The following is a 25,203-nucleotide window of genomic DNA, read 5'->3' on the forward strand; positions in this document are numbered from 1 at the left end:
TGCCGCCGTCACCTGAATTTTTTCTTCAGCAGGTTTCGCAAGCTGGAGCCGCGTCTGACGTCCCTGTCCGCCTCCGATCCGGATTCTGGCGCTGAAGCCGGCATATGCACAAAGCCCGTAACGAACATTCGTTTCCGCTTGACATATATCAAAAACGAATGAGACGATGTCAATCATACGGATTACGCATGTAGGAGAAACATGGAAACCCGGGACCTTCAGACCTTCCTTGCGGTTGCTGCCAGCGGCAGCATCACCAGGGCGGCTGACATGCTCGGGCGTTCCCAGCCTGCGGTGACGCGCACCATTCAGGAGCTTGAGGCCGAACTTGGCTTCGAATTGCTGCATCGGATCGGTCGACGGGTGCAGTTGTCTGAAGAAGGAGTCGCGTTCGAGGAGGAAGCACGACGCCTGCTGATGTCCTTCACCGAACTCGCAGCGCGGGCCAAGATGATCGCCGCCGGCAGAGGGCGAATCCTGCAGATCGTCACCACCTCCGCGATCGGCACCGGCTTGATCCCTACGGCCTTGGCTGAACTCCAAGATGCCGAGCTTCCGCACGAGACGCATCTCGGGCAGTTTCTTCCCTCGACCGTCGCTCAGGAAGTGCGTAGCGGACGTGCCGAGGTCGGGTTTTCAAGCCTGCCGCTCGATACGCCCGGTCTGGATGTCCTGCGGCTCTATTCGGCGCCTGATGTTGCTGCCGTGCGGGAGGATGATCCGCTGGCCGAACTAGATGTCATACCGCTTTCCGCTTTTGCCGGCCGCCGCGTCGCCACGTTGCTCAACCCGCTGCGTTTCCAGCTGCATGTCTCCAAGGCGTTGGCGGCCAGGGGCATCGACACCGGGCCAGTAATCCGCACGAATACCGCCTACGGCGCGTTGCAGATCGTACGCCGGACTGGTGTTGCGGCTGTCATCGACCCCCTCACCGCCTATGGCGTGGGCCTGCCTGGGGTCGTCATTCGCCCGATCGATGTAACCGTCCTCTTTTATTGGGGTGTTGTGGCTGGCGAAAAACGCCCCCTTCGTCCAGTCGCGCAGGCGTTGGTGGATGCGGTCGAGGCGGTGGCTGAACGGTCGATCGTTGGCTTCAAGAAACTCGATCCGACCCTGGCCGGCCAATTGGTGACCGATCCTGCCTCCGGCACAAATCACGGAACGGGAATATGAAGCACACGCCCAGTTCGCTCCCCCCGAGAGGTCTAGCCGCGCTTGAAGCACAACTTGCTCAGGACCTCGATTTTCTCGAACTGCCTGCCAAGCCATGGGTTCCCGCACGTTCGCGCGATGGCGTGCCGGTCCGTGACGTCGTTGTGATCGGCGCCGGCATGTGCGGACTTGCTGCCACCGCAAAGCTGGTGCTGACGGGGATAACCAATGTCGTCGCCTATGACGCGGCTCCGGCCGGCTTCGAAGGGCCATGGATAACGTTTGCCCGCATGCAAACGCTCCGGTCGCCGAAAACGCTGCACGGTCCGTCGCTCGGTCTGCCGCAACTGACATTCCGCGCCTGGTTCACGGCACAATGGGGCGTCGAGGCATGGCGGTCGCTGGACAAAATCCCCAAAGGCCAGTGGATGGACTACCTGGTCTGGTACCGGAACGTGCTTGGTCTGCCAGTACGCAACAGCGTGCGCATGACAGGCGTTGCAGCCGTTGGCGATCTGATTGCGATCGATGTCGAGGGCGCGGAAACCGGCCGGGTTCTCACCCGTCGTCTCGTTCTAGCCACCGGTCGGTCCGGTCTCGGCGGTTTTGCCGTGCCCGATTTCCTCAGGGGCATCGATCGCTCCTATTGGGCCCATTCTGCCGACGACATCGATTTTGATGCACTGAAGGGCAAGCGTGTTGCGGTTATCGGCGCCGGCGCCTCTTCGATGGACAATGCCGCGACGGCGCTCGAGGCGGGCGCCGGTTCAGTCGACATGTTGATCCGGCGCAAGGAAATGCCGCGGATCAACAAGCTGACCGGGATCGGCAGCCAGGGTGTCATCCTCGGCATGTATCATTTGCCCGATTCCTGGAAGTGGAGATTCTTCGACTACACCGCCTCGACCCAGACGCCGCCGCCGCGTTCATCGACGCTTCGCGTGTCTCGTCATGCGAATGCCCGCTTCTTTCTCGACTGCGGCGTGGTCGCGGTAAAGGAAGTTGCCGGAGGCCTTCTGGTCGAAACCACGCAAGGACCGATGCGCTACGATTTCATGATCGCTGCGACCGGCTTTTCAAATGACTTCAGTGGTCGCCCGGAATTCGCTGCCCTCGCCCCACACATTCGCACCTGGTCGGATGGTCGATATACGCCGGACATGGGGCCGCCGCGCGCAGGCATGTTGGAGGCACCGGATCTCGGCCCCGCCTTCGAATTCCGCGAGCGCGTCCCCGGTTCCTGCCCGATGCTGGCGCATGTCCACTGCTTCAACGACGCCGCCATGCTGACCCATGGTAAGGTCTCCGGCGATATCCCGGCCGTCAGCGCCGGTGCCGACCGTCTGGTCCGCGGCATTGCCGCGTCGCTGTTCGCCGAAGACGTCGAAACCCACTTCGCCAATCTGATCGCCTATGACACCCCGGAACTTCTGGGCGACGAATGGGTCGATTCAACACCCTTGTTGCATAAGGAGGCCGCACTGTGATCGACGCAATGGACAAGGCTGCAGGTCTTTCACCGGACGATGCCCTTTTCGCTGCACGGCGGTTTCGGCCCGAATTTGTGCGAGGGGCCGAGGAATGTCGCCTCTCCGTCCTGCAGCCGGCAAACGATCAGGGGCTGGCACCGAATTTGCGGGTCGCTCTGGCCCGTCGCATGGCAGCTCTGAACGCCGATCCCGTCCTGATGGCCGAATATGATGTACAACTGGCTCAGCTTGGTCCCACGGAGCAGCTTCTGTCCTTGGCCTGGGGGGAAACGGGTTTGAATGAACCCCTGGCGACCATCGCCCGACATGTTGACCTGATCACCCTGACGCCGAAAAAGGCGGAGGCGAGCCACATTGCCCTGCTCGCCCAAGCCGGATTGGACAACCCCCAGATTGTTGCACTCTCCGAATTGATTGCCTTCATCAACTTCCAGACCCGGGTCGCGACCGGCTTGCGATTGATGAGGCGGGCATGATTTCCTCGGTGCGCCTGAAGCCGCTGAATTGGCATCCCTATATCGCACCGGTCGAGCTATCGGAGGCAACGCCGGAACAGCTCGAAGCAATGAAGGTTACGCCGTCGGCCAAGAAAGTTTCGGAATATGTGCGCACCCTTGTGCATGATCCCGAGAGCTATCTTGCCCGCACGGTGTTGTTCAACGCGATCATGTACGTCGAGGGCGGGCTTGCCCGTCCCGACCGCGAGCTTGGCGCACTGGGTGCCTCGATCGTCAATGGCTGCAAATTCTGTGCCGTCGTTCACGCCCGCCGGCATGCAGAGCTGACCAAGAGCGATGAAGTGGTCACGGCGCTGTATCTCGACAAACCTGAAAAGCTTGGGTCGCGCGATGCGGCAGTCTACAACTTTGCCCGCCGCCTGTCGGCGGCGCCGTCGGAAGCGACGGCAGACGACGTCGCCTCGCTGCGATCAGTCGGCATGAATGATGCCGAGATCATCGACCTCGTCCACGCCATAGCGATCTTCGGCTGGGCAAACCGGCTGATGCACGTCCTGGGCCATGCGGAGAGCGGGTGATGACGTTGCATCCGGTCAAGCCAGTCCGTCCCACACTTTCCGAAGGGCCAACCAGCAATGCTTGAACTCAAAGATATAAAGCTGTCTTACGGAAGCACGCAGGTCCTGAACGGCGTCAATCTCTCGGTAAAGCGGGGTGACGTGGTGTCGATCATCGGCCCCAGTGGCACCGGCAAGACCACGCTGCTGAAATGCATCAACTATCTGGCCAAGCCGTCGTCAGGAACCATCGCGTTCGATCAGATTCGGATGGACTACCAGCGTGCCGACAAGGCCGCTGTCCAGGCGATCCGGTTGAGGACGGCGATGGTCTTTCAGCAGTTCAACGTCTTCAAGAACATGACGGTCCTCCAGAACGTGATGGATCCGCTCGTTGTGGTGCAGCGCAAATCCAGGGAAGAGGCGCGGGAAATCGCGCTCAGAGAGCTCGATCGGGTCGGTCTCTCGTCGAAGCGAGACAGCTATCCATCCCAGCTCTCGGGCGGCCAGCTCCAGCGCACCGGCATCGCACGCGCGCTGGCGGTGCGTCCTGACGTCATCCTCTTCGATGAGCCTACGTCATCGCTGGACCCTGAACTTGTCGGTGAAGTTTTGAAGGTGATCAAGGATGTCACGTCGTCAGGGATCACGTCGCTGCTTGTGACCCACGAGATGCAATTCGCAAAGAACATCTCGAACCGGATCGTTTTCATGGACCGTGGCGTGGTTGCCGCCGACGGCAGTCCGGCTGAAATCTTCGACGCGCCTTCCAGTCCACGACTGGCTCAATTCCTGCAGTCGGAACTCGCTTTTCAATAGCTCAACAAGAAGGGAACCCAAGAAATGTCTGCAATCACATCCGGTTTTTCCCGCCGCTATGTCCTGGCCGTCGCTGGTGGCATCGCAATTGCCCTCGCAACCGCGGGGACCAGCTATGGTCAGACCGTCCGGACGATCAAGATCGCGACGTCTGCCGAATCCAAGCCGCTGGCCTGGGGCGCCATCGGCGTCGAACCGCAAGGCTATGAGCCCGATCTTCTGAGGGCGATCAATGCGAAGCTACCGCAATACAAGTTCGAAATGGAAGGTGTGTCCGACATCGCCCAGGAAACCGGCCTTGCCACCGGGAAGTACGACATCGCCGTAGGTGGCTACTACAAGTCGCCCGAGCGAGAGAAGCAATTCATCATTCCAGAGAACCCGATGGGCGCCAGTCTGATGAAAATCTACAGCAAGAAAGACAGCGGCATAAAGGAAATGAAGGACCTGGTCGGCAAGAGGATCGTTCCGACCACAGCCGGTGGCGGAACCTACAAGTTCATCATGAACTGGCAGAAAGAGAATCCGCAATACAAGCTCGACGTCACGGCATCGAGCGCCGGGATCCCCTACCCGAACCGCCTGGATGAAGTTCAGAACGGCAAGTTCGACGCATTGGTTCTACCGTCTAACCTCGGTGAGCAGGCGGTCATCGACAACAAGAAGCTCGATATCGTCGCATCGGATCCGGTCTACAGCAACAACACGTACATGCTGATTCACCGGTCAGCGGAAAACAAGATCCTGGCCGAGGACGTCAACAAGGTGCTCAAGGAACTGAAGGACGACGGCACGATCGACAAGCTCTCGCAGAAGTGGTTCGGCGAGGACATCGTGAAATACATGAAGTAACAAGGCGTCCTCAGCTGCATCTGGATAGCCGGCGTTGAGGCAGAACTGCAAGAAGGAGTGTTCCAAGTGGACGTTTCTGCTATAATTCCCGAGTTGCTCTCGGCGTTGCCGCTGACGCTGGCCATCACTTTTACGGCCCTCATTGCTGGGTTCTGCCTAGCTCTCCTTGCGACAACACTCCGGGTCCGCAGGGTGCCAGTGATCATTCACCTGGCGGATCTCTACGTATCCTATGCCCGGAGTGTTCCCGTCGTCCTCCAATTGTTCGTTGCGTTTTACGGGCTTCCCTTGTTGGTAATCCTGTTCGGCTCCGAAGATTTTTTCTCGCCGACGATCGCCGCGATGGTGGCATTAAGCTTTTATCACGGCGGCTACCTGTCAGAAGTCCTGCGACCTGCATATCTGGCCGTCGATCGCGGCCAGCATGATGCGGCAGACAGTCTTGGATATACCTTTCGCCAGAAAATCACGCGGGTCATCGGGCCACAAGCAGTGCACTTCGCATTGCCGGGCTACGGGAACTCCGTCATCTACCTGATCCATAACGTTGCGCTGGTGATGTACATCGGGGCGGCGGATGTCATGGCGACCGCGCATTTGATCATGGAGCGCGACTATAATCAGTACCAGTTCGAAACCTATCTCGTGCTGGCGGTCATCTATTCGGTGATGTGCCTGATCGCATGGCTCATCGTCCGCTTCTTCGAGCTTCGTTCCCCGATGCAGGCACCGGAGGCTACGACATCTGCTCAGATCAAGAACACACTGATCGCGAGCGTGTGACCTAACAAGGGTATTTGACCATGTTTGAGACCGATATCCTGCTCCAGGACTCGCGGGAAATTCTGGGCGCCGTACCCGTAACGCTTGCAATGGCCCTCACGATCTTCGTGCTCTCGACGATGGTCGGCAGCCTGTTTGCGCTTGTGGAATATAGACGGATTCCCGCACTGCGAGAGCTCGTCATGGCCTACAAGGTCGTCTTCAAGGGCGTTCCGATGGTGATCGTGATCTTCCTCGCCTATTTCGGTCTTCCCCCCGCGCTTCAGTTTCTGTTTTCATTGGTTGGCATAGACTTCAACGCCCACCAAACGCCCAATTGGGTTATCCTTGTCATTGCGGTGACCGGCTGTGTCGCGGCGTTCCAGGCCGAGATTATCAAGGGAGCCCTCAACGCCTTTGACACCGGTCAGGCAGATGCAGCCTATTCGCTTGGCTATACAAGGGGCCAACTGTTCCGACGGGTGCTATTTCCCCAGGTCGCCCTGACAGCAATTCCCGATCTGACAACCTCGATGATGGTTATCATGAAGGCGCTTTCACTCGGATTCGCCATCGAGGTTGTCGATATCTTCGCGCAGTCACAGCTGACCGCCGCGTTGAATTTCTACTATCTCGAAGCCTTCGTAATTGCCGTCGTGATCTACATGGTGATTGCCTATATCGTCACACAAATCGCCGACAGGCTGGAGCAAGCGCTTAGGGTACGGACCTGAGGATGTAGAATAGAATCTTCTAGCAAGATCGACTTGTCTTCCGCGGAAGCATCCTGGTAGTCGGCGCCGCAATCGATGCGCGCCTCGAGCCGTGCGGCGTTCCGCGAACCGTCACGGCGGCCGACCTTATCTGGTGCGGAATCGAGGGATAGAGCCGAGACAATTTGAGGCCTCTCGTTAAGAATGCGATAACCAATTGGTAACGGTGCCTGCCTAGCTTCGTGATCCGATGGCCGGCTCGCCCGGCCACATTTTACACGGAGCGGCGACGGGCGGGCGGATGTATCTGATATTGGAGAAGCTTGTCGCCTTGCCGGCGTCATTGTTGAAATTCGCCTTGAGGATCTCGGTCGTCATCGTGTTTTGCGCCGCCTTTGCTTCCGCCGTGCAGGCCAATTCCAGATTTTCAGCCATTGTCATCGATGCCAAGACCGGCAAGACCCTCTACAGGGATCATGCGGATGCTCCGCGCTATCCAGCATCTCTCACCAAGATGATGACGCTCTACCTCATCTTCGACGCCCTCGAGAGCGGCAGGATCTCGAAAGGCACGGCAATACCGGTATCGGCCAATGCTGCCAACGAGGCGCCCTCCAAGCTCGGACTGAAGCAAGGTCAAACGATCACCGTCGAACAGGTCATATTGGCCCTGGTAACGAAGTCCGCCAACGATGCCGCGACGGCCATTGGCGAGTTCCTCGGCGGGTCGGAGGCCGGCTTCGCACGTCTCATGACGCAAAAAGCACGACAGTTGGGAATGACCTCCACCACGTTCAGGAACGCCAACGGACTGCCCGATACAGCCCGGAAGACCACGGCGCGCGACATGGCACGCCTCGGCCTGGCGCTCAGGGATCATCATCCTGGCTATTATTCCTACTTCAACACCCGATCCTTCAAATACAAAGGTCGGCGCTTCGGCAATCACAATCATCTGCTCGGCCGGGTGAAGGGCGTGGATGGAATCAAAACGGGATACACGAATGCCTCGGGCTTCAACCTGGTTTCTTCCGTCGAGGCGCAGGGCCGCAGCATCGTCGCGGTGGTGATGGGCGGACATACGGTCAGGAGCCGAGATGCACGCATGAAGCGTCTCATCAGCCGCTATCTGGCTAAGGCTTCCAACGGTCCGGACCGGTTCAGGATCGATCGTGGCGGAGAAAGCGCATTGGTCGCCTCCGCGGCTTCGAACGCATCGGTGCCCACTCCGACGTGGAAGCCGGCCCAGGTGGCCGATTCCCGAGCCGCTTTCGCCGCTGAAGCGATGGGCGATGTGTCCAGGGAGCAGGCCTTGTCTGCCGATGCCATCGATCCGATCAGCACCGCTTCCACCCAAGAAGGTCAATGGATCATCCAGATTGGATCGATGCCAAGCAAGGCCGCAGCTCGTGAAATCCTTTCACTCGCGGCTCGCAAAGCGCCAAAACTGCTTTCGAACACTTCTGCTTTTACCGAGGCCTTCGAAAAAGATGGCGATGTGTACTACCGCGCCCGATATGGCGGCTTCGATAACAAATCGGAAGCGTGGCGCGCTTGCGGGCGACTGGCGCTCAAAAAAATCGATTGCTACGCGCTCACTCGGTAGGTGGGATCGAACGCCCATGCGAACGCTGCAACTCGCCTCTCCCGACGTTGTCTCACCAGGACCACGCGGCAATATCGAAAGATGTCCTCGAGCCCTCTTCAATCCTTCGCATGGGGCTTCGCTGTGAGACGCCGCGGTTGTGCGCCTCGGAGCAACGTCGTCTCGTCGACTTATCAAGACGCCGGTTGCGGCTTTTTCGTCACGGGTAGCGTCCTTCGTTGTTGCCTCATCGCTGCACTATGTGTTGCAACTGTCACAAAGGCCGGCCCTCAAGCTGCTGTCAATGGGATTGCCTTGCCCCGCTTCGCGTCGTTGAAGAGTTCTCCTGTGAATATGCGGGTCGGACCGGGCACCCAATATGACGTCGAATGGGTTTATGTCCGGCCCAGGATTCCGCTTGAAATCTACCAGGAATATGGAAACTGGCGGCGCGTGCGAGATTGGCAGGGAACATCCGGCTGGGTCTTCGGTCCGCTTCTTTCGGGGCGAAGGACCGCTGTAACCGCCCCATGGAGCAAGGACAAGATCGCGCTGCGCGGGAAGCCTTCGGTTTCCAGCCTCGTCACCGCATGGCTGGCGCCGGAAGTAATTGTCGAACTGGTGCGCTGCGACGGCCAATGGTGCAGGGTCGCGGTCAATTCGCTGGCAGGCTTCGTCAGGCAAACCCGCCTTTGGGGCATCTATCCTAACGATATACTCTAACAGCAGCACTCGTCGGAAGGCTGCTGCTGGTCGGCCGGTGATCGCATTTCGCGTCGCCTTCAGCCAAATCAAACCTCGCGAGAAAAACGCCGAGTTGAAGGCGTTCCGCACAACTATGGCTGACATCTGGCCGCCGACAGAGCCCCTCCCACCTGTCGCGAGCCTTCGCGACGGCCTGCCCGACTATTCCGGCGGCCGTCGGACAATGGACTTCCTCAAGTCAGCCATCGCCCAACACCACCTCCGCGGGCAGTTTCCAAACGTCATTCGGCAGCTTCGACCGATCTCGATGCCGGCACGATCCGCGCGGCACAATATTTGAACTCGGGGATCTTGCCGTAAGGATCGAGCATAGGATTGGTAAGCATGTTGGCCGGGCTCTCGTTAAAGCAGAACGGCATGAACACCATGCCATCGGCGACCTCTCGATCGGCCCGCAGAATGGCTTCGACAATGCCGCGCCGCGTCTCCACGTTGATCACGTCTCCCTGCGCCAGCCCGCGGCGCTTGATCTCGTAGGGATTCATTGCAGCAATGCCGTAGGGCTCGATCGCGTTGAGCACCCCGGCGCGGCGTGTCATGGCGCCCGTGTGCCAGTGCTCCAGCAGGCGCCCGGTGGTTAGCACCAGAGGATATTCGTCGTCGGGCACCTCGTCGGGAGGCAGGAGGTCGGCGGGCACGATGCGCCCGCGGCCATCCGCGGTCGGGAACCCGGTGGTGAAGACGATCTCGTTGCCAGGAACATCAGGACCATCGGCAGGATAGACGACGGACTCCTCGCGTTCGATGCGCTCCCAGGAAATGTGCTTCAGCGACGGCATTACTTGCGCCATTTCGCCGAAGACGTCCGAAACGTGCCTGTAGTTCCAGTCCAGCCCCATGCGGCTGGCAAGCTCGATGATGAGATCGAGATCCTGCCGCGCCTCGCCCGGCAGGTTGACGGCCGGCCGGCCGATCTGCACCTGCCGATTGGTATTGGTGTAAGTGCCGAGCTTCTCAGCATGCGCGGAGGCAGGGAGCACCACGTCGGCATGCCACGCTGTTTCGGTCAGGAAGATGTCCTGAACAACCAGATGCTCTAGCTTGGCGAGTGCGGCGCGCGCATGGCTCTGGTCGGGATCGGACATGGCCGGGTTCTCGCCCATGATGTACATGCCCCGGATCTCGCCGTCATGGATCGCGTCGACGATCTCGACGACGGTCAAGCCGCGTTTGGGGTCGAGCGTCTGGCCCCAGAAATTCTCGTACTGGCCGCGGATATCGGCATTCTCCACCGATTTGTAGTCGGGGAAATACATCGGGATGAGGCCCGCGTCCGAGGCGCCCTGGACATTGTTCTGGCCGCGCAGCGGATGCAGGCCTGTGCCGGCGCGCCCGACATGCCCCGTGATCAGCGCCAGCGCGATCAGGCAGCGCGAATTGTCCGTGCCGTGGGTGTGCTGCGAAATGCCCATGCCCCAAAAAATCATCGAGCGCTCCGCCTTGGCATAGGTGCGCGCCACCTCGCGCAGTACACCGGCCTCGATGCCGCAGACGGGAGCCATCGCCTCGGGCGAAAAATCCTTCACCTTGGCCTTCAATGCCTCGAAGCCGGAGACATTGGCCTGGATGTACTGCTCGTCATAGAGCCTCTCTTCTATGATGACGTGCAGCAGCGCGTTGAGCATCGCCACGTCGCTGCCCGGCTTGAAGCGCAGCGCATAGCTGGCGTGGCGCATCAGTTCCTGGCCGCGCGGATCCATCACGATCAGCTTGGTGCCGCGCTTTGCCGCTTGCTTGAAATAGGTGGCGGCCACTGGATGGTTTGTCGCCGGCCGCGCCCCGATGATGATCACGCATTCGGCCTTCATGGCGTCCATGAAAGGCGCCGAGACCGCGCCAGAGCCGACGCCCTCCATCAGAGCGGCCACGGAAGAGGCGTGGCAGAGCCGGGTGCAGTGGTCGATATTGTTGGTGCCGAAACCCTGCCGGACGAATTTCTGGAAGAGATAGGCCTCCTCATTCGACCCCTTTGCCGAGCCGAAGCCAGCCAGCGCCTTGCCACCATGCTGGTCGCGGATGCGTTTCAGCCCGCTGGCAGCGCGCTCCAGCGCCTCTTCCCAGCTGGCCTCGCGGAACACTGTCAGCGGGTCGACATTGCGCAGATCAATGTCGCCGGCCTTCGGCGCGTCGTCGCGACGGATCAGCGGCTTCGTCAGCCGTTCGGGCGACATCACATAGTCGAAGCCAAAGCGCCCCTTGACGCAGAGCCGGTTCTCGTTCGCCGGACCGTTACGGCCGTCAACCTGGACGATTTTATTGTCCTTGACGGCGACCTGCGTCTGGCAGCCAACGCCGCAAAACGGGCAAACCGTATCGACGACCTTGTCGAACGCCTGGACGACACGCGTCTTGCCGGTCTCGTCCATCAGCGATTTCTCGTAGAGCGCACCAGTCGGGCAAGCCTGGACGCATTCGCCACAGGTGACGCAGGTCGACAGGCCCATCGGATCGTGCATATCGAAGACAGGAATCGAGTGATTGCCGCGCTCGGCCATGCCGATCACGTCGTTGACCTGCACCTCGCGGCAGGCGCGCACGCAAGCGCCGCAGGTGATGCACGCGTCGAGATTGACGGCAATGGCCGGATTGGTGATGTCGAATTCTGGCGCTAGCCCCTCCTCGGTGAACTTGGAACGGTATCGGCCGCCCGAAATCCCCATCGAACCGGCCCATTGCCAGAATGCCGACTGGTTGTCTGGACCGTCGCTCGCCGGTCGCATGTTGCTTGCGAGGAGCTCGAATACCATCTCGCGCGATTTGCGGGCGCGTTCGGTATCGGTTTTCACGACCATGCCGGCGGAAGGCTGGCGAACGCAGGAGGCAGCCAGCACGCGCTCGCCTTCGATGTCGACCATGCAGGCGCGGCAATTGCCGTCGGGACGATAGCCCGGCATGTCGACATGGCACAGGTGCGGAATCTTTGTTCCCTGGCGCTTGGCGACATCCCAGATAGTCTCGCCGGGGGCGGCGCTCACGGTTTGCCCATTGAGGGTGAATACCACGCTCTCGGCCATCAGAGGTCACTCCGGAAATGCGTCAGCAGATGGTTGATCGGATTGGGCGCCGCCTGGCCCAGGCCGCAGATCGACGAATCGCGCATCACGGCTTCGAGGTCGCGAATCTTATCTTCCGGCATCGGGCCCTGCTCCTGCAAGATAGCCACCAACTTTTCGGTTCCCTCGCGACAAGGCGTGCACTTCCCGCAGCTCTCATGTTTGAAGAATTTCATGAGGTTGAGCGTGACCTGCTTTATATTGTCGGCCCGCGAGAACACGACTATAGCATGGGAGCCGACGAAGGCGCCCTGCTTGGCCAGATCGCCGCCGAAATCGAGCGGAATGTCCCCCAGTGCTGCTGGCAGGATGCCGCCTGAGGCGCCACCCGGCAAATAGGCCTTGAACTCATGACCGTCCGCCATGCCGCCGCAATAGTCGTCGATCAATTCGCGTACCGTGACGCCGGCCGGCGCCAGCTTGACGCCGGGATTTTTCACCCGGCCGGATACGGACCATGAGCGGATGCCAGGGTGGCCGGGCCTGCCCTGCGCAGCGAACCATTGCGCGCCCTTTTCGACGATGTCGCGGATCCACCAGAGCGTCTCGACATTATGGTTGAGCGTCGGTCGTCCGAACAGGCCGACCTCGGCGATGTAGGGGGGGCGGTGGCGCGGCATGCCGCGCTTGCCCTCGATGCTTTCCAGCATCGCACTCTCCTCGCCGCAGATATACGCGCCAGCGCCGCGGCGGAGCTCGATGAAGCCCGGCTTGACGATGCCGGTGGCCTCGAGCGCGGCGATCTCCTGACGAAGAATGGCGAGCACCGCAGGGTATTCGTCACGCATGTAAAGATAGATCCGTTCCGCCTCGACGGCGTGCGCCGCGATCAATGCACCCTCAAAGGCACGGTGCGGATCTCGCTCGAGATAGATGCGGTCCTTGAAGGTGCCGGGCTCACCCTCGTCGCCATTGATCGACATCAGACGCGGGCCCGGATAGGAGCGCACGAACTGCCACTTCTTGCCAGCGGGAAAACCCGCACCGCCCAGACCCCTCAAGCCCGCATCGCCCACGGTGGCGATGAGCTCGTCCGTGGTCAGCGCCCCAATCCGTACCCGCTGCAAAAGCTGGTAGCCGCCCGCCTGCCGATACGCCTCCAGCCCGACATAATCGGGCACGTTCACACCGGTCTCCGCTGCCGCGGCCATGCGCCTCAGGCCCTCGGCGGTTGCCTGGTCGACCTCGCGATCACCGATACGCGCGGCAGGCGCGCCAGCGCAACGGCCCATGCAGGGCGCGCGCATGACCCTGATCGCCGCTGGATCGGCGCCCGCTTGCAATTCAGCCAGGAGCGTGTCGGCGCCCGCCAGCATGCAACTCACTGAATCGCACACGCGGATTGTCAACGGCGCAGGCGGCATCTCGCCTTCCTTCACAACGTCGAAATGGTCGTAGAAGGTCGCCACCTCGTAGACCTCGGCCTGCGACAAGCGCATATCTTGCGCCAGCGCCCGCAAATGCCGCGCCGACAGGCAGCCATATCGGTCCTGGATCAGATGAAGGAATTCGATCAGCAAGTCGCGCCGTCGCTGGCGCGCGCCCAGGAGCGCCTGAACCTCGGCGAGCGCAGCGTCATCCAGCGGCCTGCCCTTTGGTCCGCGATCACGCGGCCGTCGTTCCTGGATCGTCATGTGCTCACCTCCCCGAGTGAAACGCCCTTACCTCTTAACGATACCCCGCGGACCAGGATGTCGACTATGAGGCACGACATGTCCCCTGCACGACTAGCGCAAGCATTGCGTCGCAAATCTTGGGGCCGCCGCCGACGGGGTGCAACTCGTCACATCGTCGCGGGCTGCGTCTTTTCGATCATGAACACGACGCGATCGCCGTCGCGCTCCGTCGCTTCAAGTCGCTCGCCCATCTCGTTGAGCAGATTGGGGATATCGATGACCGCCAGCGGGTCCGTGCAGTGAACCTCGAGCCGCTCGCCTGGCCTCAAGGCTTTCAACGCCTTGCGGGTCTTGAGCGCGGGCAAAGGGCACTTAAGCCCGGTCAGATCCAGCTTCGTCGTGGTTATCATGGTCGGCATGATGCCCGACGGGACCTGGCCGCGTCAATCGAGCCTGGGTTGCGGCTCTCGTTTCGAGGACGCGATCCGACGGCGCTCACATAAGACTGGAATAGGGGAGGAACTGGACCGTGTGACCTGGCTCGACACGGACTATCTCCTCTCCCAACTCGACGAGACCGTCGGTCGCGACCAGGGATGACAACAGTCCTGCGCCTTCCCTGGGAAACTTCGTCGCTTCGTAGCATCCATCCGCGGCCGCGCGTACGCTTGCTCGCACATACTCGCGCCGTCCCTGCTTTTTGCTATAGGAAAAGGCGGCCCGCATAGCGATCGGGGTCGGCGGTGGCTGGAGGGCCCCCGCAAGGGCGAGGATTGCCGGGCGGGCAATATGCGCGAAGGTGACGAAGCTCGCCACCGGATTGCCAGGAAGTCCGATCAGCGGGGTTCCATCGATCACCCCCATGGCGACCGGCCGGCCAGGCTTGATCGCGACGCGCCAGAACACCAGGGTTCCGGCACTCTCGACGGCGGCCTTCACGCAATCTGCCTCGCCCGTCGACACACCGCCCGAAGTCAGGATCAGGTCATGGCTCAATGCCGCTTCGCTCAGCTTTTCAGCGATCAGTCTGCTGTCATCCACGAGGATACCGAGATCGGTGATGTCGCAGCAGAGTCGAGCGAGCATCGCCGTCAGCATGAAACGGTTGGAGTCGAAAAGCTGCGCCGGTCCGCGCATGTCTCCCGGCGCGACGATTTCGTCCCCGGTCGAGAACACTGCGACGCGTATCCTGCGCCTTACCTGGAGTTCGGTGAACCCCAATGCGGCGGCGAGCGCGATATCTTGCGGCCGCATCCGGTGGCCCGCCGGGAGGACGGCCTCGCCCAATGCGACATCTTCACCCGCAGGGCGTACATTGGCACCCTTTTTCAGGCCGGGCGGGAGAAGGATCCTGCCGGAGCCGTCGATGCTCACGTCTTCCTGCATGAACACCGTGTCGACCCCGTCGGGCATTGGAGCGCCAGTGAAGATGCGTACCGTCTGGCCCGGCGGCACAGGTTCATTCGCCGCCATGCCGGCCTGAACCCTCCCGGCAACGGCGAACGCCGTCTCGACAGTCTGCGGCAGGTCTGCCCCTCGCACGGCGTAGCCGTCGACCGCGGAATTGGTGAAGGGCGGCAGCGGCAGCGATGCCACCATCTTTTTTGCCAGGACGCGCCCATCCGCCAGCAAGAGCGGGACCGTCTCGACCTCCTCTACGGCGCTGAGTTTCGAGGCGATCAGCGCGGCAGTCTCGTCGATGGGCCGCATCTGTCCGCCGAAAGCGAAGCAGTCATCCGAGATTTGCGCCATTTATATTCCCACTCTACGAGCGTGTCGGCTTCTTCGTAATCGCATCAATCCGGCTTTTTTTAATCAGCTTCGGTTGAACAGCCTGTAAGATACGGCAAGCTAGCGCAGGCGCGAGCCAGAATACGACGTCAGGAGACTGCCATGCCTTTGATGCTACGCCAACCGGAACACGCCATCATCACACCCGATCCGCAAGACCAACGGCTGACGGAGCTGGTTGCGGGCATCGACCAAACAGGCGCGACGGTAGAGGTCCGCGTACCGATCGAACGTGCCCTGACGCTCTATCTCAACGCTCAGGAGATCGTCACGATGATGACGGTCAACGACTACCCTGAATATCTTGCGCTCGGCTATCTGCTGAACCAGAACATGCTTCTGCCCACCGATGTGGTGACGGACGTCGAGTATGACGAGGACCTCCAGGTCGTGGTCGTTCGCACCGAGCGCAACACCGACTACGAGCAGAAGCTCAGAAAGCGAACGCAGACTTCGGGTTGCGCCCAAGGCACTGCCTTCGGCGACGTGCTGGAGGCGATCGAGGACATCACGCTCCCGCCCGCTGAGCTTCGCACCTCCTGGCTCTACGAGCTGACGCACAAAATCAACACCACGCCGTCGCTCTATCTGGAAGCAGGCGCCATCCATGGCTGCGTCCTTTGCAGGAAGGGCACGCCAATCTGCTATATGGAAGACGTCGGCCGCCATAACGCTGTCGACAAGATCGCCGGCTGGATGTACCGCCACGCCATCGATCCGGGGGATAAGATCATGTACACGACCGGGAGGCTGACCTCCGAGATGACGATCAAGACGGTTCGGATGGGCATTCCCATCCTGGTTTCGCGTTCCGGCTTCACCGCCTGGGGCGTGGCGCTGGCCCGCCAAGTGGGGCTGACGCTGGTCGGTCGGGCGCGCGGCAAGCGCTTCACCGCACTTTCAGGCCAGGAGCGGATCGTCTTCGACCAGGATATCGCTTCGGTCGATGAGGAAGCGCCGCGCCACCGCCGCAAGGGTGCCGAGCATGACGACTGAGCGGCCCATGACGCTGGGCGTCGTGCTCGCCGGCGGTCTGGGTCGGCGCATGGGCGGCGGGGACAAGCCGACGCGCGTGATCGGCGGACGCACGATGCTCGAGCATGTCATCGAACGGCTGGGACCGCAATGCGACGGGCTCGTGCTTAATGCCAATGGCGACCCCGTTCGTTTCGCCCGTTTTGGCCTGCCCGTCGTCGCCGACACGATCGAGGGTTATCCGGGGCCGCTCGCCGGCATGCTCGCCGCGCTCGATTGGACGGCGGACAACAGGCCCGACGTCGAGTGGATGGTCAGCGCCGCCGGTGATTGTCCTTTCCTGCCGCGCGACCTCGTTGCACGCCTCCAGCGGGCGCGCATGACCGAGGGGGCGGATTTGGCGGTGGCGGCATCCGGTGGTCAGGCGCATCCGGTCATCGGGCTCTGGAAAGTCGCCCTGCGGGACGAATTGCGGCATGCGTTGACCAACGAGGGCCTGCGCAAGATCGACCGGTGGACCACCCGCTACGGCCTTGCCACCGTATCCTGGCCGGCAGAGCCCGTGGACCCGTTCTTCAACGCCAACACGGTCGAGGACCTCGCCGAAGCCGAGCGGCTGGCCGCGTTGCTCGACGCTAACCCGGCCGGCTGAACCCCGCGCGCTCCAGCGCCGAATGCACCTCGTCGGCCTGGAGAACTTCGAGGAACGCGTGCACCGCGCGCCGATCCTTTCGCGCGCAAACCAGCGCGAAGTCGTAGTGCTCTTCGGTCAACGGAATAAGACCGAGCCCGGCCGCACGCGCGACCGGCGCGATGGTGACGCCCCAGTCAGCGCGCTTCTGCGCTACCGCCGCGGCCACGGCATTGTGTGTGCGCGGCTGGTTCCAGTAGCCGTCCGGGCGTTCCGCGCCGAGGAGTTGGTCGATCAGGATACGCGTTCCCGAGCCTTGGTTGCGGTTGACCATCATGCAATCGGGATCGGCGAGCGCGGCACGGACCGCGTCCTCCGCGCCGAGGCCCTCGAAGCGCTCGTCCCCTCGGCGGAACACCAAACCTTGCATGCGCCGCCAGCCTGGCACGAGTTCGAGACCGTCACCGAGGAAGGGCGCGTTGTAGTTCCGCGTCTTCGGGTCGAAGAGATGGATGGGAGCGAGATCGCACTCGCCGCGCTTGGCCGCCGCAAGACCGCCCAGGCTTCCCACAGACAGCGAGCGCACCGAAATCCCGCGACGCGAAAGTTCGCCAACGACCAGATCGAGGCCGACACAATGACTGCCGATGACGACGAGGTCGGGAACGCGGACCCGCGGCGTGAACAGCGTCACCGCTACGTCGGCACCGGCAGGCACGTGATCGGCCAGGGCCTCGATGCGCATGAAGCCATCCGCCTGCGTAAAGGATGTTATCGCTCCCGAGCCCTTACCAGTCGGATAGGCCGTCAATCCTCCCTGCCCTTGCACAAGGGAGACCATCGCGAATTCGGTCCGTCCGAGTTCTGAAGGAACCCGCAACGGAAGGCTTGCGGTGACCTGAGCATCGACGCGCGGCGGCAGCCCCGCCATGCGCCGCAGGGCGGGTACCACCATGTCATGGAAGGTGAACATGGCCGAGGTCGGAAATCCCGGCAGGACGATGACCGGCTTGCCCCCGCACACCGCCAGGCAAAGCGGCTTTCCGGGCTTCAGCGCCACGCCGTGGGCGATGATGCCGGGTTTGCCCAGTCGGCCGATAATGCGATGCGTGATATCCCCTGCTCCTTTGGACGTGCCGCCCGACAGGATCATTACGTCGTGGGCGGCGAGCGCCTCGCGCATAGCCGTCTCAAGTGTTGCCTCGTCGTCCGGGAAGGCGCCGATAAAATGCGCTTCGCCGCCATTTTCAGTGACAGCCGCAGCGATGATCGGCCCGTTGGCGTCATAGATGCCGGCCGCCCGCAGCGGCTCGCCTGGCTGAACGAGTTCATCGCCAGTGGAGAGCACAGCCACGCTTGGCCTGCGCGCCACGGCCACTTGTGCGATTCCGCACGCGGCGAGCATGCCGATTTCGCGCGAGCCGATTTGCGTTCCGGTGCGCAGCACGACCTCTCCTCGCGCCATGTCGGATCCTGCATTGGAGACAAACTGGCCGGGCGAGATGCCGCGCCCCACCTCGATGGCACTCAATCCCACCGGATGCGTATGCTCCACCATGATGATGGCGTCCGCGCCACGCGGCAGCGGCCCGCCGGTTGCGATGGGCGTGGCGGTTCCGGTCAGAACGGGGAGTTGCGGAACCGTGCCGCAGGCAATCGCTTCCGCATTCAGCTCAAGCCGAACGGGACGGGTTTCAGAGGCGGCAGCCAGATCGGCCGCACGTACCGCGAAGCCATCGACATTGGAGCGGTCGAAGGGCGGCACGTCGACCGGCGCCGCCACGTCCTCGGCAAGAACCAGCCCGAGCGCGTCGGCCAGCGTCCGCGTCTCGGTCGGCAACGGGCGGGGAAACAGCGCTGCCTCGAAGCGAGCCAGCGCAGCTTCGCGCGACAATATCGTCAGGAACTGCTCCTGCCCGCTGTTCTGCCGGGCCGATGATGGAGAATTCGTCATAGCGGCTCACTCGATCAAAAGTTGCGGAGCGGAAAGGCGGAGACGGGCGTACCGGCGGCATACCCTTCGCTATCGCCCGGGACCGCAAGCCAGGCGTCGGCAAGCCGCATGGCGTCCAGCGAAAAGTCGCCGACGGCGAGCGGCGTCCACATATCCCGTTCCTTCCCGAGCAGAACGAGCTCGTAAAGTCCGACCGCGGATGAGATTTTCCGCGAGAGCGGCAAGATGATGCCTGACCGTTCAGATCTGCCCGACAGGCGGTCCAGGACTGGCTGGACAAGCGCAAGGAACCCAGCGAAGGCTTGGTGCGGCGATCCGGCCAATGCGACCACCGGTGTCTTGCCGAGCCGGCCTATTGCCGTTGTCCCTCCGGGCCGTAAGGCAATGCCGTGCCCAATCAACACCCCGCGCCGCACAAGAGCCTCGGCGGTCACGTCGGCGTGGCCGTCACCAGTACCGCCGATCAGGAGCAGAAAATCGCAGGCCTCGCCATCAAGAGCGGCAATGATCGATGCCGCGTCGCGCTCTACGGTCTCTATACCGACGATCGAAACGCCCGAGGCACTCAGGCTCTCGACCACGAGCCGCATGGAGAATGTCTCGTGGCTGTCGGCAGCGACATCGATCACGCGCACGCGCGGGCTCCGTATGGTAAGCTGGCTCAGTCCCACTTTGCGGGCGACCAGCAGGTCGGCGACGCCGATCGCCTTTCCCTCAAGCATTGGCGGGCGGGCCGCCGCCATATCCTCGCCCGCCCGGCGCACACCCTGACCGGGCACGGCTTCAGCTGCTGCTTGGATCATCGGTCCACTGCAATCGACGAGGCCGGCCTGCAGCACACAGTCGCGATCTTCAGGCATGGCCTCACCCGTCTCGACCCAGATCGGCGCGACCGGCAAAACTAAGGGCGAATAGGCTGATGCCCCCACGAGGTCGAGGGCGCGACACGCCCAGCCGTCAATGGCAGCGATATCTCGCGCAGGCTGAGCCGGCACGACAGGCGGCATCCCGGCAGCGACATAGCGCAAGGCTTGTTCAAGCGGCACCCAGCGGGGGGTGACGGGCATTACACCATCGAGCAGCGCGTCGAGCGCCGCTTCCAGGGGAGTCAGCGGGCCCGTCGAAGAAAACGTTCTCGTCATGGCGCGATATTGAAGCAGACGCGAGCCTGTTTGCAACCAGCTTCAGGAACGCCCGCGCTGCGCATTCGGGAAGAAGAGCTGCTGGCCGTCGATCTTGTACTCTCCGATCGCCTTCTGGCCTTCCGGAGAAATCAGCCAATCGATGAAGCGCTGGCCGGCCTCCACTTTGACGCTTGGATGCTTGTGAGGATTCACCAGCATCACGCCATACTGATTGAACAGCCGCTTGTCACCCTCGACGGCGATGTCCAACTCGCCACGATTCTTGAACGACAGCCAGGTGCCACGATCGGAAAGCGTATAGGCGTTCATGGCTGCCGCGGCGTTGAGCGCCGCCCCCATGCCCTGCCCGATCTCCTTGTACCACGGGCCCCTGGCCGCCTCGATGTCGATGCCGGCCGTCTTCCACAGACCCAATTCGGCCGAATGGGTGCCGGACCTGTCACCACGCGACACGAAGGCCGCCTTCTTGGCTTTGATGGCGATCAGCGCGGCTGCGATGTCCTTGGTCCCGCTGACGCCCGCCGGGTCGCTCTTGGGGCCAACGAGGACGAAGTCGTTGTACATCACGTCGAAGCGCTTCACCCCGAAGCCTTCCTCGATGAACTTCTCCTCCTGCGCCTTGGCATGGACGAAGACCACGTCGGCATCGCCGCGCCGACCGGTGTCGAGCGCCTGACCGGTGCCCTGAGCGACAATCTTCACGCCGATGCCGGTTTTCTTCTCGAACAGCGGCAGGATGTGATCGAACAGGCCGGAATCCTGGGTCGAGGTCGTCGACGCCACGACGATCGACTGGTCCTGGGCAGGCGCGCCGCCTGCTAGCATCAGAAGCACCACAAGCGCAGAGAATATTCGGCGGGTCAGCATCTCAATCTCGGTCCAGTTGATCAAAGCACGAGCTCGCCGCGCACGAAGGCAGCGGCTTGCGGGGTCGCGGGGCGGTCAAGGAAGTCGTCGGCGTCGGCATGCTCGCAAACGCGCCCTCGGAGCAGAAAGACGACGTCTCCCGCGATCCTGCGTACCTGGCCGAGGTGGTGCGACGCCATGATGATCTTCGTGCCCGATTGGGCAGCCGTGATGATGATCTGCTCGACAAAACGCGTCGCCGCCGGATCGAGGCTGGCTGTCGGCTCGTCGAGCAGCAGGATTTCCGGCTGGCGCGACAGGGCGCGGGCGAGGGCCAGCCGCTGCTGCTCGCCACCGGAGAGATGCCGTGCCGGACGTGCAGCGAGATCGAGAAGACCGACGCGCTCGAGCAGTTCCTCCACGCGCGGGGCCCGGAGCCGGCGCGGACAGCCCGCTTGAGCCAGTGCATAGGCGACATTCGCGGCCGCCGAGCGACGCAGCATCACCGGCTTCTGGAACAGGATTGCACGCCGTGTCGGCGGGGAAAGCGTTCGTCCCCCCCAAGTCAGGGTTCCAGCAGAAGGTGCAACAAGCCCCATGCAGAGCCGCAGCAGGGAGGTTTTGCCCGACCCGTTCGGGCCGACGACCAGAGTCGGCGCGCGCGGCCCGATCGTCAGGTTCACCCGGTCCAGGATGGTCGTCGCACCGGCGACCAGCGACACGTCATCGAGGACAAGTGGAAGATCGCTCTGAGCAGCCCGCATCCCTAGCCAGCCCGTTGCTCGGACCAAACTCGCACGCCCCAGGCGGCGGCGTTGATCAGCAAGATGAGGAAAATCAGCATCAGGCCGAGCCCCATGGCGAGCGGCAGGTTTCCCTTCGAGGTTTCAAGTGCGATTGCCGTCGTCATGGTGCGGGTGAAGCCATCTATGTTGCCGCCGACGATCATCACGGTGCCGACCTCGGCCGCCGCCCTGCCGAAGCCCGCGAGCAGAGCCGTGACGAGGCTGAAGCGGCCGTCCCACAAAAGCGTGGCGACCAGGCCCGCCGGCCCGACCTGCATCGCAGTCAGTTCCTCACGATACTCGCGCCACAGATCCTCGACCGTCTGGCGAGTCAGCGCGGCAATGATGGGCAGCACCAGTAGCGCCTGCGCGATGACCATCGCGGCGGGTGTGAACAAGAGGCCGAATTCACCCAGCGGCCCGGATCGCGATAGCAGCAGATAGATCGTCAGCCCGACCACCACCGGCGGCAGGCCCATGAAACCGTTCAGCAGCACGACGATCGCCGAACGACCGGGAAAGCGCGCCAGCGCGATAATTGCGCCCAGCGGAAGGCCGGCGATCATGGCGATCGCGACAGCCGAAAGGCTCACGGCGAGCGACAGGCGCACGATGGCAAACAGCGTGGCGTCGCCGCTCGCGATCAGTTGCCATGCGCCCAGCCCTTCCGACATTGCTCCTCGCAGTCCTGTCCCGTGTTCAATGTCCTGCAACTCCTCCGTCACTGTCAAATCCTTGAACCTGAACAGGAATATGCATATCAATGCAGGATGGATTTGCTGACGACGTCCGAAGCCGCCGACTATCTGCGCATTGGTGAGCGCAAGCTTTATGAGCTGATTGCGGAGGAGCGTGTCCCGTGCAGCAAGGTGGCGGGCAAGTGGCTGTTTCCTCGGCATGAACTCGACCGTTGGGTCATGTCGGGGTTGATCCGGCCCGCAGGAATGACGCAATCCGAGCCGCCGCCGATCGTCGGTGGCAGCCAGGACGACCTGCTCGAATGGGCTCTCCGCCAATCAGCCTCCGGCCTGGCCTTTCTGACGGAAGGCACGGAAGCCGGCGTGACACGCCTGCTGCGCGGCGAGGTGTCTGTCGCCGCGATTCATTTCCACAGCCCCGACCCGGACCCGAATGTCGCCGCGATTGCGGCCAGACCGCGGCTTTACGATGCGGTGCTGGTCGGATTCGCCCGCCGCGAGCAAGGCCTGCTGCTCGCGCCAGGCAATCCAAAATCGCTCAACAACCTGACCGACGTACTTGCGACCGGCGCACGCATCGCGGTTCGTCAACGCGGCGCAGGCGCGGACATGCTGCTCACGCAATTGCTGGCGGACTCCGGCGCGAAACAGGACGACGTCAACCGGTTGGAGCCGCCCTGCCTGACCGGACCCGATCTCGCGGCTGCCGTGCGCATTGGTAGGGCCGATTGCGGAATTGCCACGCGCGCGGCCGCCCGCGCCGCTGGCCTCGATTTCGTTCCATTGGCCTGGGAAAGCTTCGATCTCCTGATGCGGCAGCGGACCTACTTCCAGCAACCGATCCAGGCGCTCCTGCGTTTGCTAGGGCAGGAAATCTTCGCCAGCCGCGCCGCCGAGCTTGGCGGATACGATCCATCGCCCGCCGAGCAGATACGGTTCTTCAAGTAGCAGCCGACCCCGATCAAGCCGCAGCTCTCATCCAAGATCGATCTCGCCCTCCACGACATGGCGCAAGCCTGCCGGCTCCGAGGTGATGACGGCCCTCACGGTCAGTCGGCCCTGTCCTTTCAGGCCCTTCTCCGCCACGGCTTTCTCGATTGCCTGCTGCGAAGTCACGCCGACCTGCTTCAGGAACTTGCGCATGGAGACGTTGAAGGGATCGGTTTCCATATTCTGGGTCATATGATTGCCTCGAACGGTGTGGACGATATGGCCGGTCCGGCAAGCTTGGTGCCCGCAACGGCGGCGCTGCGCCAACGGAGCACGGAATGGCCCGGGGTGCAATGAGGACGACGCTCGCACTATGTCTGACGCGGTCCGTTCCTCTGTGGCGTAACAACGCGTGGTGCCGAGATCCCTGGTCATGCCGGAGCGCCGCGGGCGATTGCCGTGACGGCCGATGGGCAAACGGCGATCACCGGTGGTTTCGCAGCAAGTGGCAACTGATGAAGGGCATGATGGGATGGGCTGTTTTTCGCCCGTCAGCGCGCCCTAAGCAATCCTGGTACCACTACGAGCATCGAACAGATGCACCTTGGATACCATGATCTCCAACCCAACCTCTTGATCAAGTTTGAAGGGCGGCTGATCCCGCACCTCGGCCACGAGGTCGACTCCACCTGCACTTAATGTAAGCTCCTGGGCCTCACCGGTCGGCTCGACCACTTGCACCCTCGCCTGAGAGTGGTTGCCACCAACCGAAATGTGCTGCGGACGAATCCCATAAACTACCCCATCCTTGTCGCCCATCCGAGCATCCGCCGGCAAGGGTAAGCGCAAGCCCTGATCGGCGACGAATGCGCCGTTGTCGATGCGGCCCTCGATCAGGTTCATTTCCGGCGAGCCGATAAAGCTTGCGACGAACAGATTGGCTGGGTTCTCGTAGAGCTCGGAGGGGCTGCCGATCTGTTCGATCCGGCCTTTGTTCAACACCACGATGCGGTCGGCGAGCGTCATCGCCTCGGTCTGGTCATGCGTGACATAGATGCTTGTTCGGCCGAGCCGTTGGTGAAGCTTCTTGATTTCGGCGCGCATCTTGACACGCAACTTGGCATCGAGGTTGCTAAGCGGCTCATCAAACAGGAAAGCGGCTGGATCGCGCACGATGGCGCGGCCCATGGCGACACGTTGGCGCTGGCCGCCGGACAACTGCCGCGGCATGCGGCCAAGCAGATCCTGCAGGCCAAGGATTTTGGCCGCCGCCTTGACCCTCGAGACAATCTCTTCCCTAGGGACCTTCGCCAGTCGAAGCGCGAAGCTCATATTGTCGGCCACGCTCATATGCGGATAGAGCGCGTAGCTCTGGAAGACCATGGCTATGTCGCGCGACTTGGCCGGCATCTCGTCGACGACACGCCCGCCGATGCGGATCTCGCCGGTCGTCTGCTCTTCCAGCCCGGCGATCATGCGTAGCAGCGTTGACTTGCCGCAGCCTGACGGACCGACCAGCACCACGAACTCGCCGCTGGCGATCTCGATATTGACATCGCGCAAAACTTCCACGGCGCCGAAGCTCTTGCCGAGCTGTTCTATCTCAATTGCAGACACCTATTGTTC

24 protein-coding genes are annotated in these 25,203 nt (G+C 62.2%); 13 read left to right on the forward strand and 11 right to left on the reverse strand.

What is annotated here, in order from left to right:
• Positions 1-201: 201 nt before the first annotated feature.
• From LB541_RS14835 to LB541_RS28620, 10 genes are all read left to right on the forward strand, one after another.
• Entirely contained in the window at positions 202-1,173 is a 972-nt protein-coding gene (locus LB541_RS14835) for a LysR family transcriptional regulator (RefSeq protein WP_224618783.1), read from the forward strand.
• Entirely contained in the window at positions 1,170-2,639 is a 1,470-nt protein-coding gene (locus LB541_RS14840; protein WP_224618793.1) for an NAD(P)-binding domain-containing protein, read from the forward strand. The genes LB541_RS14835 and LB541_RS14840 overlap by 4 nt, the downstream gene beginning before the upstream one ends.
• Positions 2,636-3,118 carry a CMD domain-containing protein gene (locus LB541_RS14845; protein ID WP_140728375.1) on the forward strand — a complete coding sequence of 161 codons (483 nt, stop codon included), beginning with the start codon at positions 2,636-2,638 and terminating at the stop codon, positions 3,116-3,118. Before LB541_RS14840 ends, LB541_RS14845 begins: the two co-directional genes overlap by 4 nt.
• Positions 3,115-3,678, forward strand: a complete 564-nt coding sequence (locus LB541_RS14850; RefSeq protein WP_140622763.1) for a peroxidase-related enzyme — start codon at positions 3,115-3,117, stop codon at positions 3,676-3,678. Before LB541_RS14845 ends, LB541_RS14850 begins: the two co-directional genes overlap by 4 nt.
• Before the next feature lie 57 nt (positions 3,679-3,735).
• Positions 3,736-4,476 (forward strand): amino acid ABC transporter ATP-binding protein, encoded by a 741-nt coding sequence (locus LB541_RS14855; protein WP_140521338.1) that lies wholly within the window; start codon positions 3,736-3,738, stop codon positions 4,474-4,476.
• A 24-nt stretch (positions 4,477-4,500) separates the two neighbouring features.
• Positions 4,501-5,328 (forward strand): transporter substrate-binding domain-containing protein, encoded by an 828-nt coding sequence (locus tag LB541_RS14860; RefSeq protein WP_140499338.1) that lies wholly within the window; start codon positions 4,501-4,503, stop codon positions 5,326-5,328.
• A gap of 66 nt (positions 5,329-5,394) precedes the next feature.
• On the forward strand, positions 5,395-6,111 hold the full coding sequence (locus LB541_RS14865; RefSeq protein WP_224618795.1) for an amino acid ABC transporter permease: 717 nt from the start codon (positions 5,395-5,397) through the stop codon (positions 6,109-6,111).
• Positions 6,112-6,131: 20 nt separating this feature from the next.
• On the forward strand, positions 6,132-6,824 hold the full coding sequence (locus tag LB541_RS14870; RefSeq protein WP_140559903.1) for an amino acid ABC transporter permease: 693 nt from the start codon (positions 6,132-6,134) through the stop codon (positions 6,822-6,824).
• Between the two features lie 229 nt (positions 6,825-7,053).
• Entirely contained in the window at positions 7,054-8,409 is a 1,356-nt protein-coding gene (locus LB541_RS14875; protein ID WP_224618798.1) for a D-alanyl-D-alanine carboxypeptidase family protein, read from the forward strand.
• Between the two features lie 327 nt (positions 8,410-8,736).
• Positions 8,737-9,111: an SH3 domain-containing protein gene (locus LB541_RS28620; RefSeq protein ID WP_281405101.1), complete on the forward strand. Its 375-nt coding sequence runs from the start codon at positions 8,737-8,739 to the stop codon at positions 9,109-9,111.
• A gap of 263 nt (positions 9,112-9,374) precedes the next feature.
• Here the strand turns inward: LB541_RS28620 and fdhF are convergent, their stop codons facing one another.
• The 4 genes from fdhF to glp form a co-directional block, all read right to left on the reverse strand.
• Positions 9,375-12,167: a formate dehydrogenase subunit alpha gene (gene fdhF, locus LB541_RS14885; protein ID WP_140728370.1), complete on the reverse strand. Its 2,793-nt coding sequence runs from the start codon at positions 12,165-12,167 to the stop codon at positions 9,375-9,377.
• On the reverse strand, positions 12,167-13,840 hold the full coding sequence (locus LB541_RS14890; RefSeq protein ID WP_140663500.1) for an NAD(P)H-dependent oxidoreductase subunit E: 1,674 nt from the start codon (positions 13,838-13,840) through the stop codon (positions 12,167-12,169). The genes fdhF and LB541_RS14890 overlap by 1 nt, the downstream gene beginning before the upstream one ends.
• A 149-nt stretch (positions 13,841-13,989) precedes the next feature.
• Entirely contained in the window at positions 13,990-14,241 is a 252-nt protein-coding gene (locus LB541_RS14895) for a sulfurtransferase TusA family protein (RefSeq protein ID WP_224618804.1), read from the reverse strand.
• A gap of 76 nt (positions 14,242-14,317) precedes the next feature.
• Complete coding sequence (gene glp, locus LB541_RS14900) at positions 14,318-15,574, reverse strand: gephyrin-like molybdotransferase Glp (protein WP_140649301.1); 1,257 nt, start codon at positions 15,572-15,574, stop codon at positions 14,318-14,320.
• A 150-nt stretch (positions 15,575-15,724) separates the two neighbouring features.
• On the opposite strand from glp, the gene LB541_RS14905 reads away from it, so the two are divergent.
• Together LB541_RS14905 and mobA are read left to right on the forward strand one after the other, a co-directional pair.
• A complete protein-coding gene (locus tag LB541_RS14905) occupies positions 15,725-16,609 on the forward strand; it encodes a formate dehydrogenase accessory sulfurtransferase FdhD (RefSeq protein ID WP_140521577.1) in 885 nt (294 codons plus the stop codon).
• The gene (mobA, locus tag LB541_RS14910; RefSeq protein ID WP_181165257.1) at positions 16,599-17,240 is read left to right on the forward strand and encodes a molybdenum cofactor guanylyltransferase MobA; all 642 of its coding nucleotides are present in this window, start codon (positions 16,599-16,601) and stop codon (positions 17,238-17,240) included. Before LB541_RS14905 ends, mobA begins: the two co-directional genes overlap by 11 nt.
• On the opposite strand, the gene LB541_RS14915 is transcribed toward mobA, so the two are convergent.
• From LB541_RS14915 to LB541_RS14935, 5 genes are read right to left on the reverse strand one after another with little or no spacing between them, the layout of a single operon-like run.
• Positions 17,224-19,173, reverse strand: a complete 1,950-nt coding sequence (locus tag LB541_RS14915; RefSeq protein ID WP_140649303.1) for a molybdopterin biosynthesis protein — start codon at positions 19,171-19,173, stop codon at positions 17,224-17,226. The genes mobA and LB541_RS14915 overlap by 17 nt on opposite strands.
• Before the next feature lie 14 nt (positions 19,174-19,187).
• The gene (locus LB541_RS14920) at positions 19,188-20,315 is read right to left on the reverse strand and encodes a molybdopterin-binding protein (protein ID WP_224618805.1); all 1,128 of its coding nucleotides are present in this window, start codon (positions 20,313-20,315) and stop codon (positions 19,188-19,190) included.
• A 42-nt stretch (positions 20,316-20,357) separates the two neighbouring features.
• Positions 20,358-21,185: an extracellular solute-binding protein gene (locus tag LB541_RS14925; RefSeq protein ID WP_140499358.1), complete on the reverse strand. Its 828-nt coding sequence runs from the start codon at positions 21,183-21,185 to the stop codon at positions 20,358-20,360.
• Positions 21,186-21,205: 20 nt separating this feature from the next.
• Positions 21,206-21,928, reverse strand: coding sequence for an ATP-binding cassette domain-containing protein (locus LB541_RS14930; protein WP_224618806.1), 723 nt, complete (start codon positions 21,926-21,928; stop codon positions 21,206-21,208).
• A 2-nt stretch (positions 21,929-21,930) separates the two neighbouring features.
• Entirely contained in the window at positions 21,931-22,623 is a 693-nt protein-coding gene (locus LB541_RS14935; protein WP_224618808.1) for an ABC transporter permease, read from the reverse strand.
• A 96-nt stretch (positions 22,624-22,719) separates the two neighbouring features.
• Between LB541_RS14935 and LB541_RS14940 the strand changes: the two genes are divergently transcribed.
• Entirely contained in the window at positions 22,720-23,595 is an 876-nt protein-coding gene (locus LB541_RS14940; RefSeq protein WP_140674426.1) for a helix-turn-helix transcriptional regulator, read from the forward strand.
• A gap of 27 nt (positions 23,596-23,622) precedes the next feature.
• Here the strand turns inward: LB541_RS14940 and LB541_RS14945 are convergent, their stop codons facing one another.
• Positions 23,623-23,829 carry a DUF6494 family protein gene (locus LB541_RS14945; protein ID WP_140499366.1) on the reverse strand — a complete coding sequence of 69 codons (207 nt, stop codon included), beginning with the start codon at positions 23,827-23,829 and terminating at the stop codon, positions 23,623-23,625.
• Between the two features lie 309 nt (positions 23,830-24,138).
• Positions 24,139-25,194: an ABC transporter ATP-binding protein gene (locus LB541_RS14950; protein ID WP_224618810.1), complete on the reverse strand. Its 1,056-nt coding sequence runs from the start codon at positions 25,192-25,194 to the stop codon at positions 24,139-24,141.
• Positions 25,195-25,203 lie beyond the last annotated feature (9 nt).

It is taken from the genome of Mesorhizobium sp. BR1-1-15 (assembly GCF_020165475.1).
GTDB lineage: Bacteria > Pseudomonadota > Alphaproteobacteria > Rhizobiales > Rhizobiaceae > Mesorhizobium.

Bases quoted from the DNA above. Each gene is read 5' to 3' on its own strand.
- LB541_RS14895 (WP_224618804.1), bottom strand. From the start codon at position 14,241: ATGCCGACCATGATAACCACGACGAAGCTGGATCTGACCGGGCTTAAG.
- LB541_RS14875 (WP_224618798.1), top strand. From the start codon at position 7,054: ATGGCCGGCTCGCCCGGCCACATTTTACACGGAGCGGCGACGGGCGGG.
- LB541_RS14890 (WP_140663500.1), bottom strand. From the start codon at position 13,840: ATGACGATCCAGGAACGACGGCCGCGTGATCGCGGACCAAAGGGCAGG.
- LB541_RS14930 (WP_224618806.1), bottom strand. From the start codon at position 21,928: ATGCGGGCTGCTCAGAGCGATCTTCCACTTGTCCTCGATGACGTGTCG.
- LB541_RS14935 (WP_224618808.1), bottom strand. From the start codon at position 22,623: ATGTCGGAAGGGCTGGGCGCATGGCAACTGATCGCGAGCGGCGACGCC.
- LB541_RS14870 (WP_140559903.1), top strand. From the start codon at position 6,132: ATGTTTGAGACCGATATCCTGCTCCAGGACTCGCGGGAAATTCTGGGC.
- fdhF (WP_140728370.1), bottom strand. From the start codon at position 12,167: ATGGCCGAGAGCGTGGTATTCACCCTCAATGGGCAAACCGTGAGCGCC.
- LB541_RS14945 (WP_140499366.1), bottom strand. From the start codon at position 23,829: ATGACCCAGAATATGGAAACCGATCCCTTCAACGTCTCCATGCGCAAG.
- LB541_RS14860 (WP_140499338.1), top strand. From the start codon at position 4,501: ATGTCTGCAATCACATCCGGTTTTTCCCGCCGCTATGTCCTGGCCGTC.
- glp (WP_140649301.1), bottom strand. From the start codon at position 15,574: ATGGCGCAAATCTCGGATGACTGCTTCGCTTTCGGCGGACAGATGCGG.
- LB541_RS14835 (WP_224618783.1), top strand. From the start codon at position 202: ATGGAAACCCGGGACCTTCAGACCTTCCTTGCGGTTGCTGCCAGCGGC.
- LB541_RS14855 (WP_140521338.1), top strand. From the start codon at position 3,736: ATGCTTGAACTCAAAGATATAAAGCTGTCTTACGGAAGCACGCAGGTC.
- LB541_RS14920 (WP_224618805.1), bottom strand. From the start codon at position 20,315: ATGACGAGAACGTTTTCTTCGACGGGCCCGCTGACTCCCCTGGAAGCG.
- LB541_RS14840 (WP_224618793.1), top strand. From the start codon at position 1,170: ATGAAGCACACGCCCAGTTCGCTCCCCCCGAGAGGTCTAGCCGCGCTT.
- LB541_RS14925 (WP_140499358.1), bottom strand. From the start codon at position 21,185: ATGCTGACCCGCCGAATATTCTCTGCGCTTGTGGTGCTTCTGATGCTA.
- LB541_RS14915 (WP_140649303.1), bottom strand. From the start codon at position 19,173: ATGACGAATTCTCCATCATCGGCCCGGCAGAACAGCGGGCAGGAGCAG.
- LB541_RS14850 (WP_140622763.1), top strand. From the start codon at position 3,115: ATGATTTCCTCGGTGCGCCTGAAGCCGCTGAATTGGCATCCCTATATC.
- LB541_RS14940 (WP_140674426.1), top strand. From the start codon at position 22,720: ATGGATTTGCTGACGACGTCCGAAGCCGCCGACTATCTGCGCATTGGT.
- LB541_RS14905 (WP_140521577.1), top strand. From the start codon at position 15,725: ATGCTACGCCAACCGGAACACGCCATCATCACACCCGATCCGCAAGAC.
- mobA (WP_181165257.1), top strand. From the start codon at position 16,599: ATGACGACTGAGCGGCCCATGACGCTGGGCGTCGTGCTCGCCGGCGGT.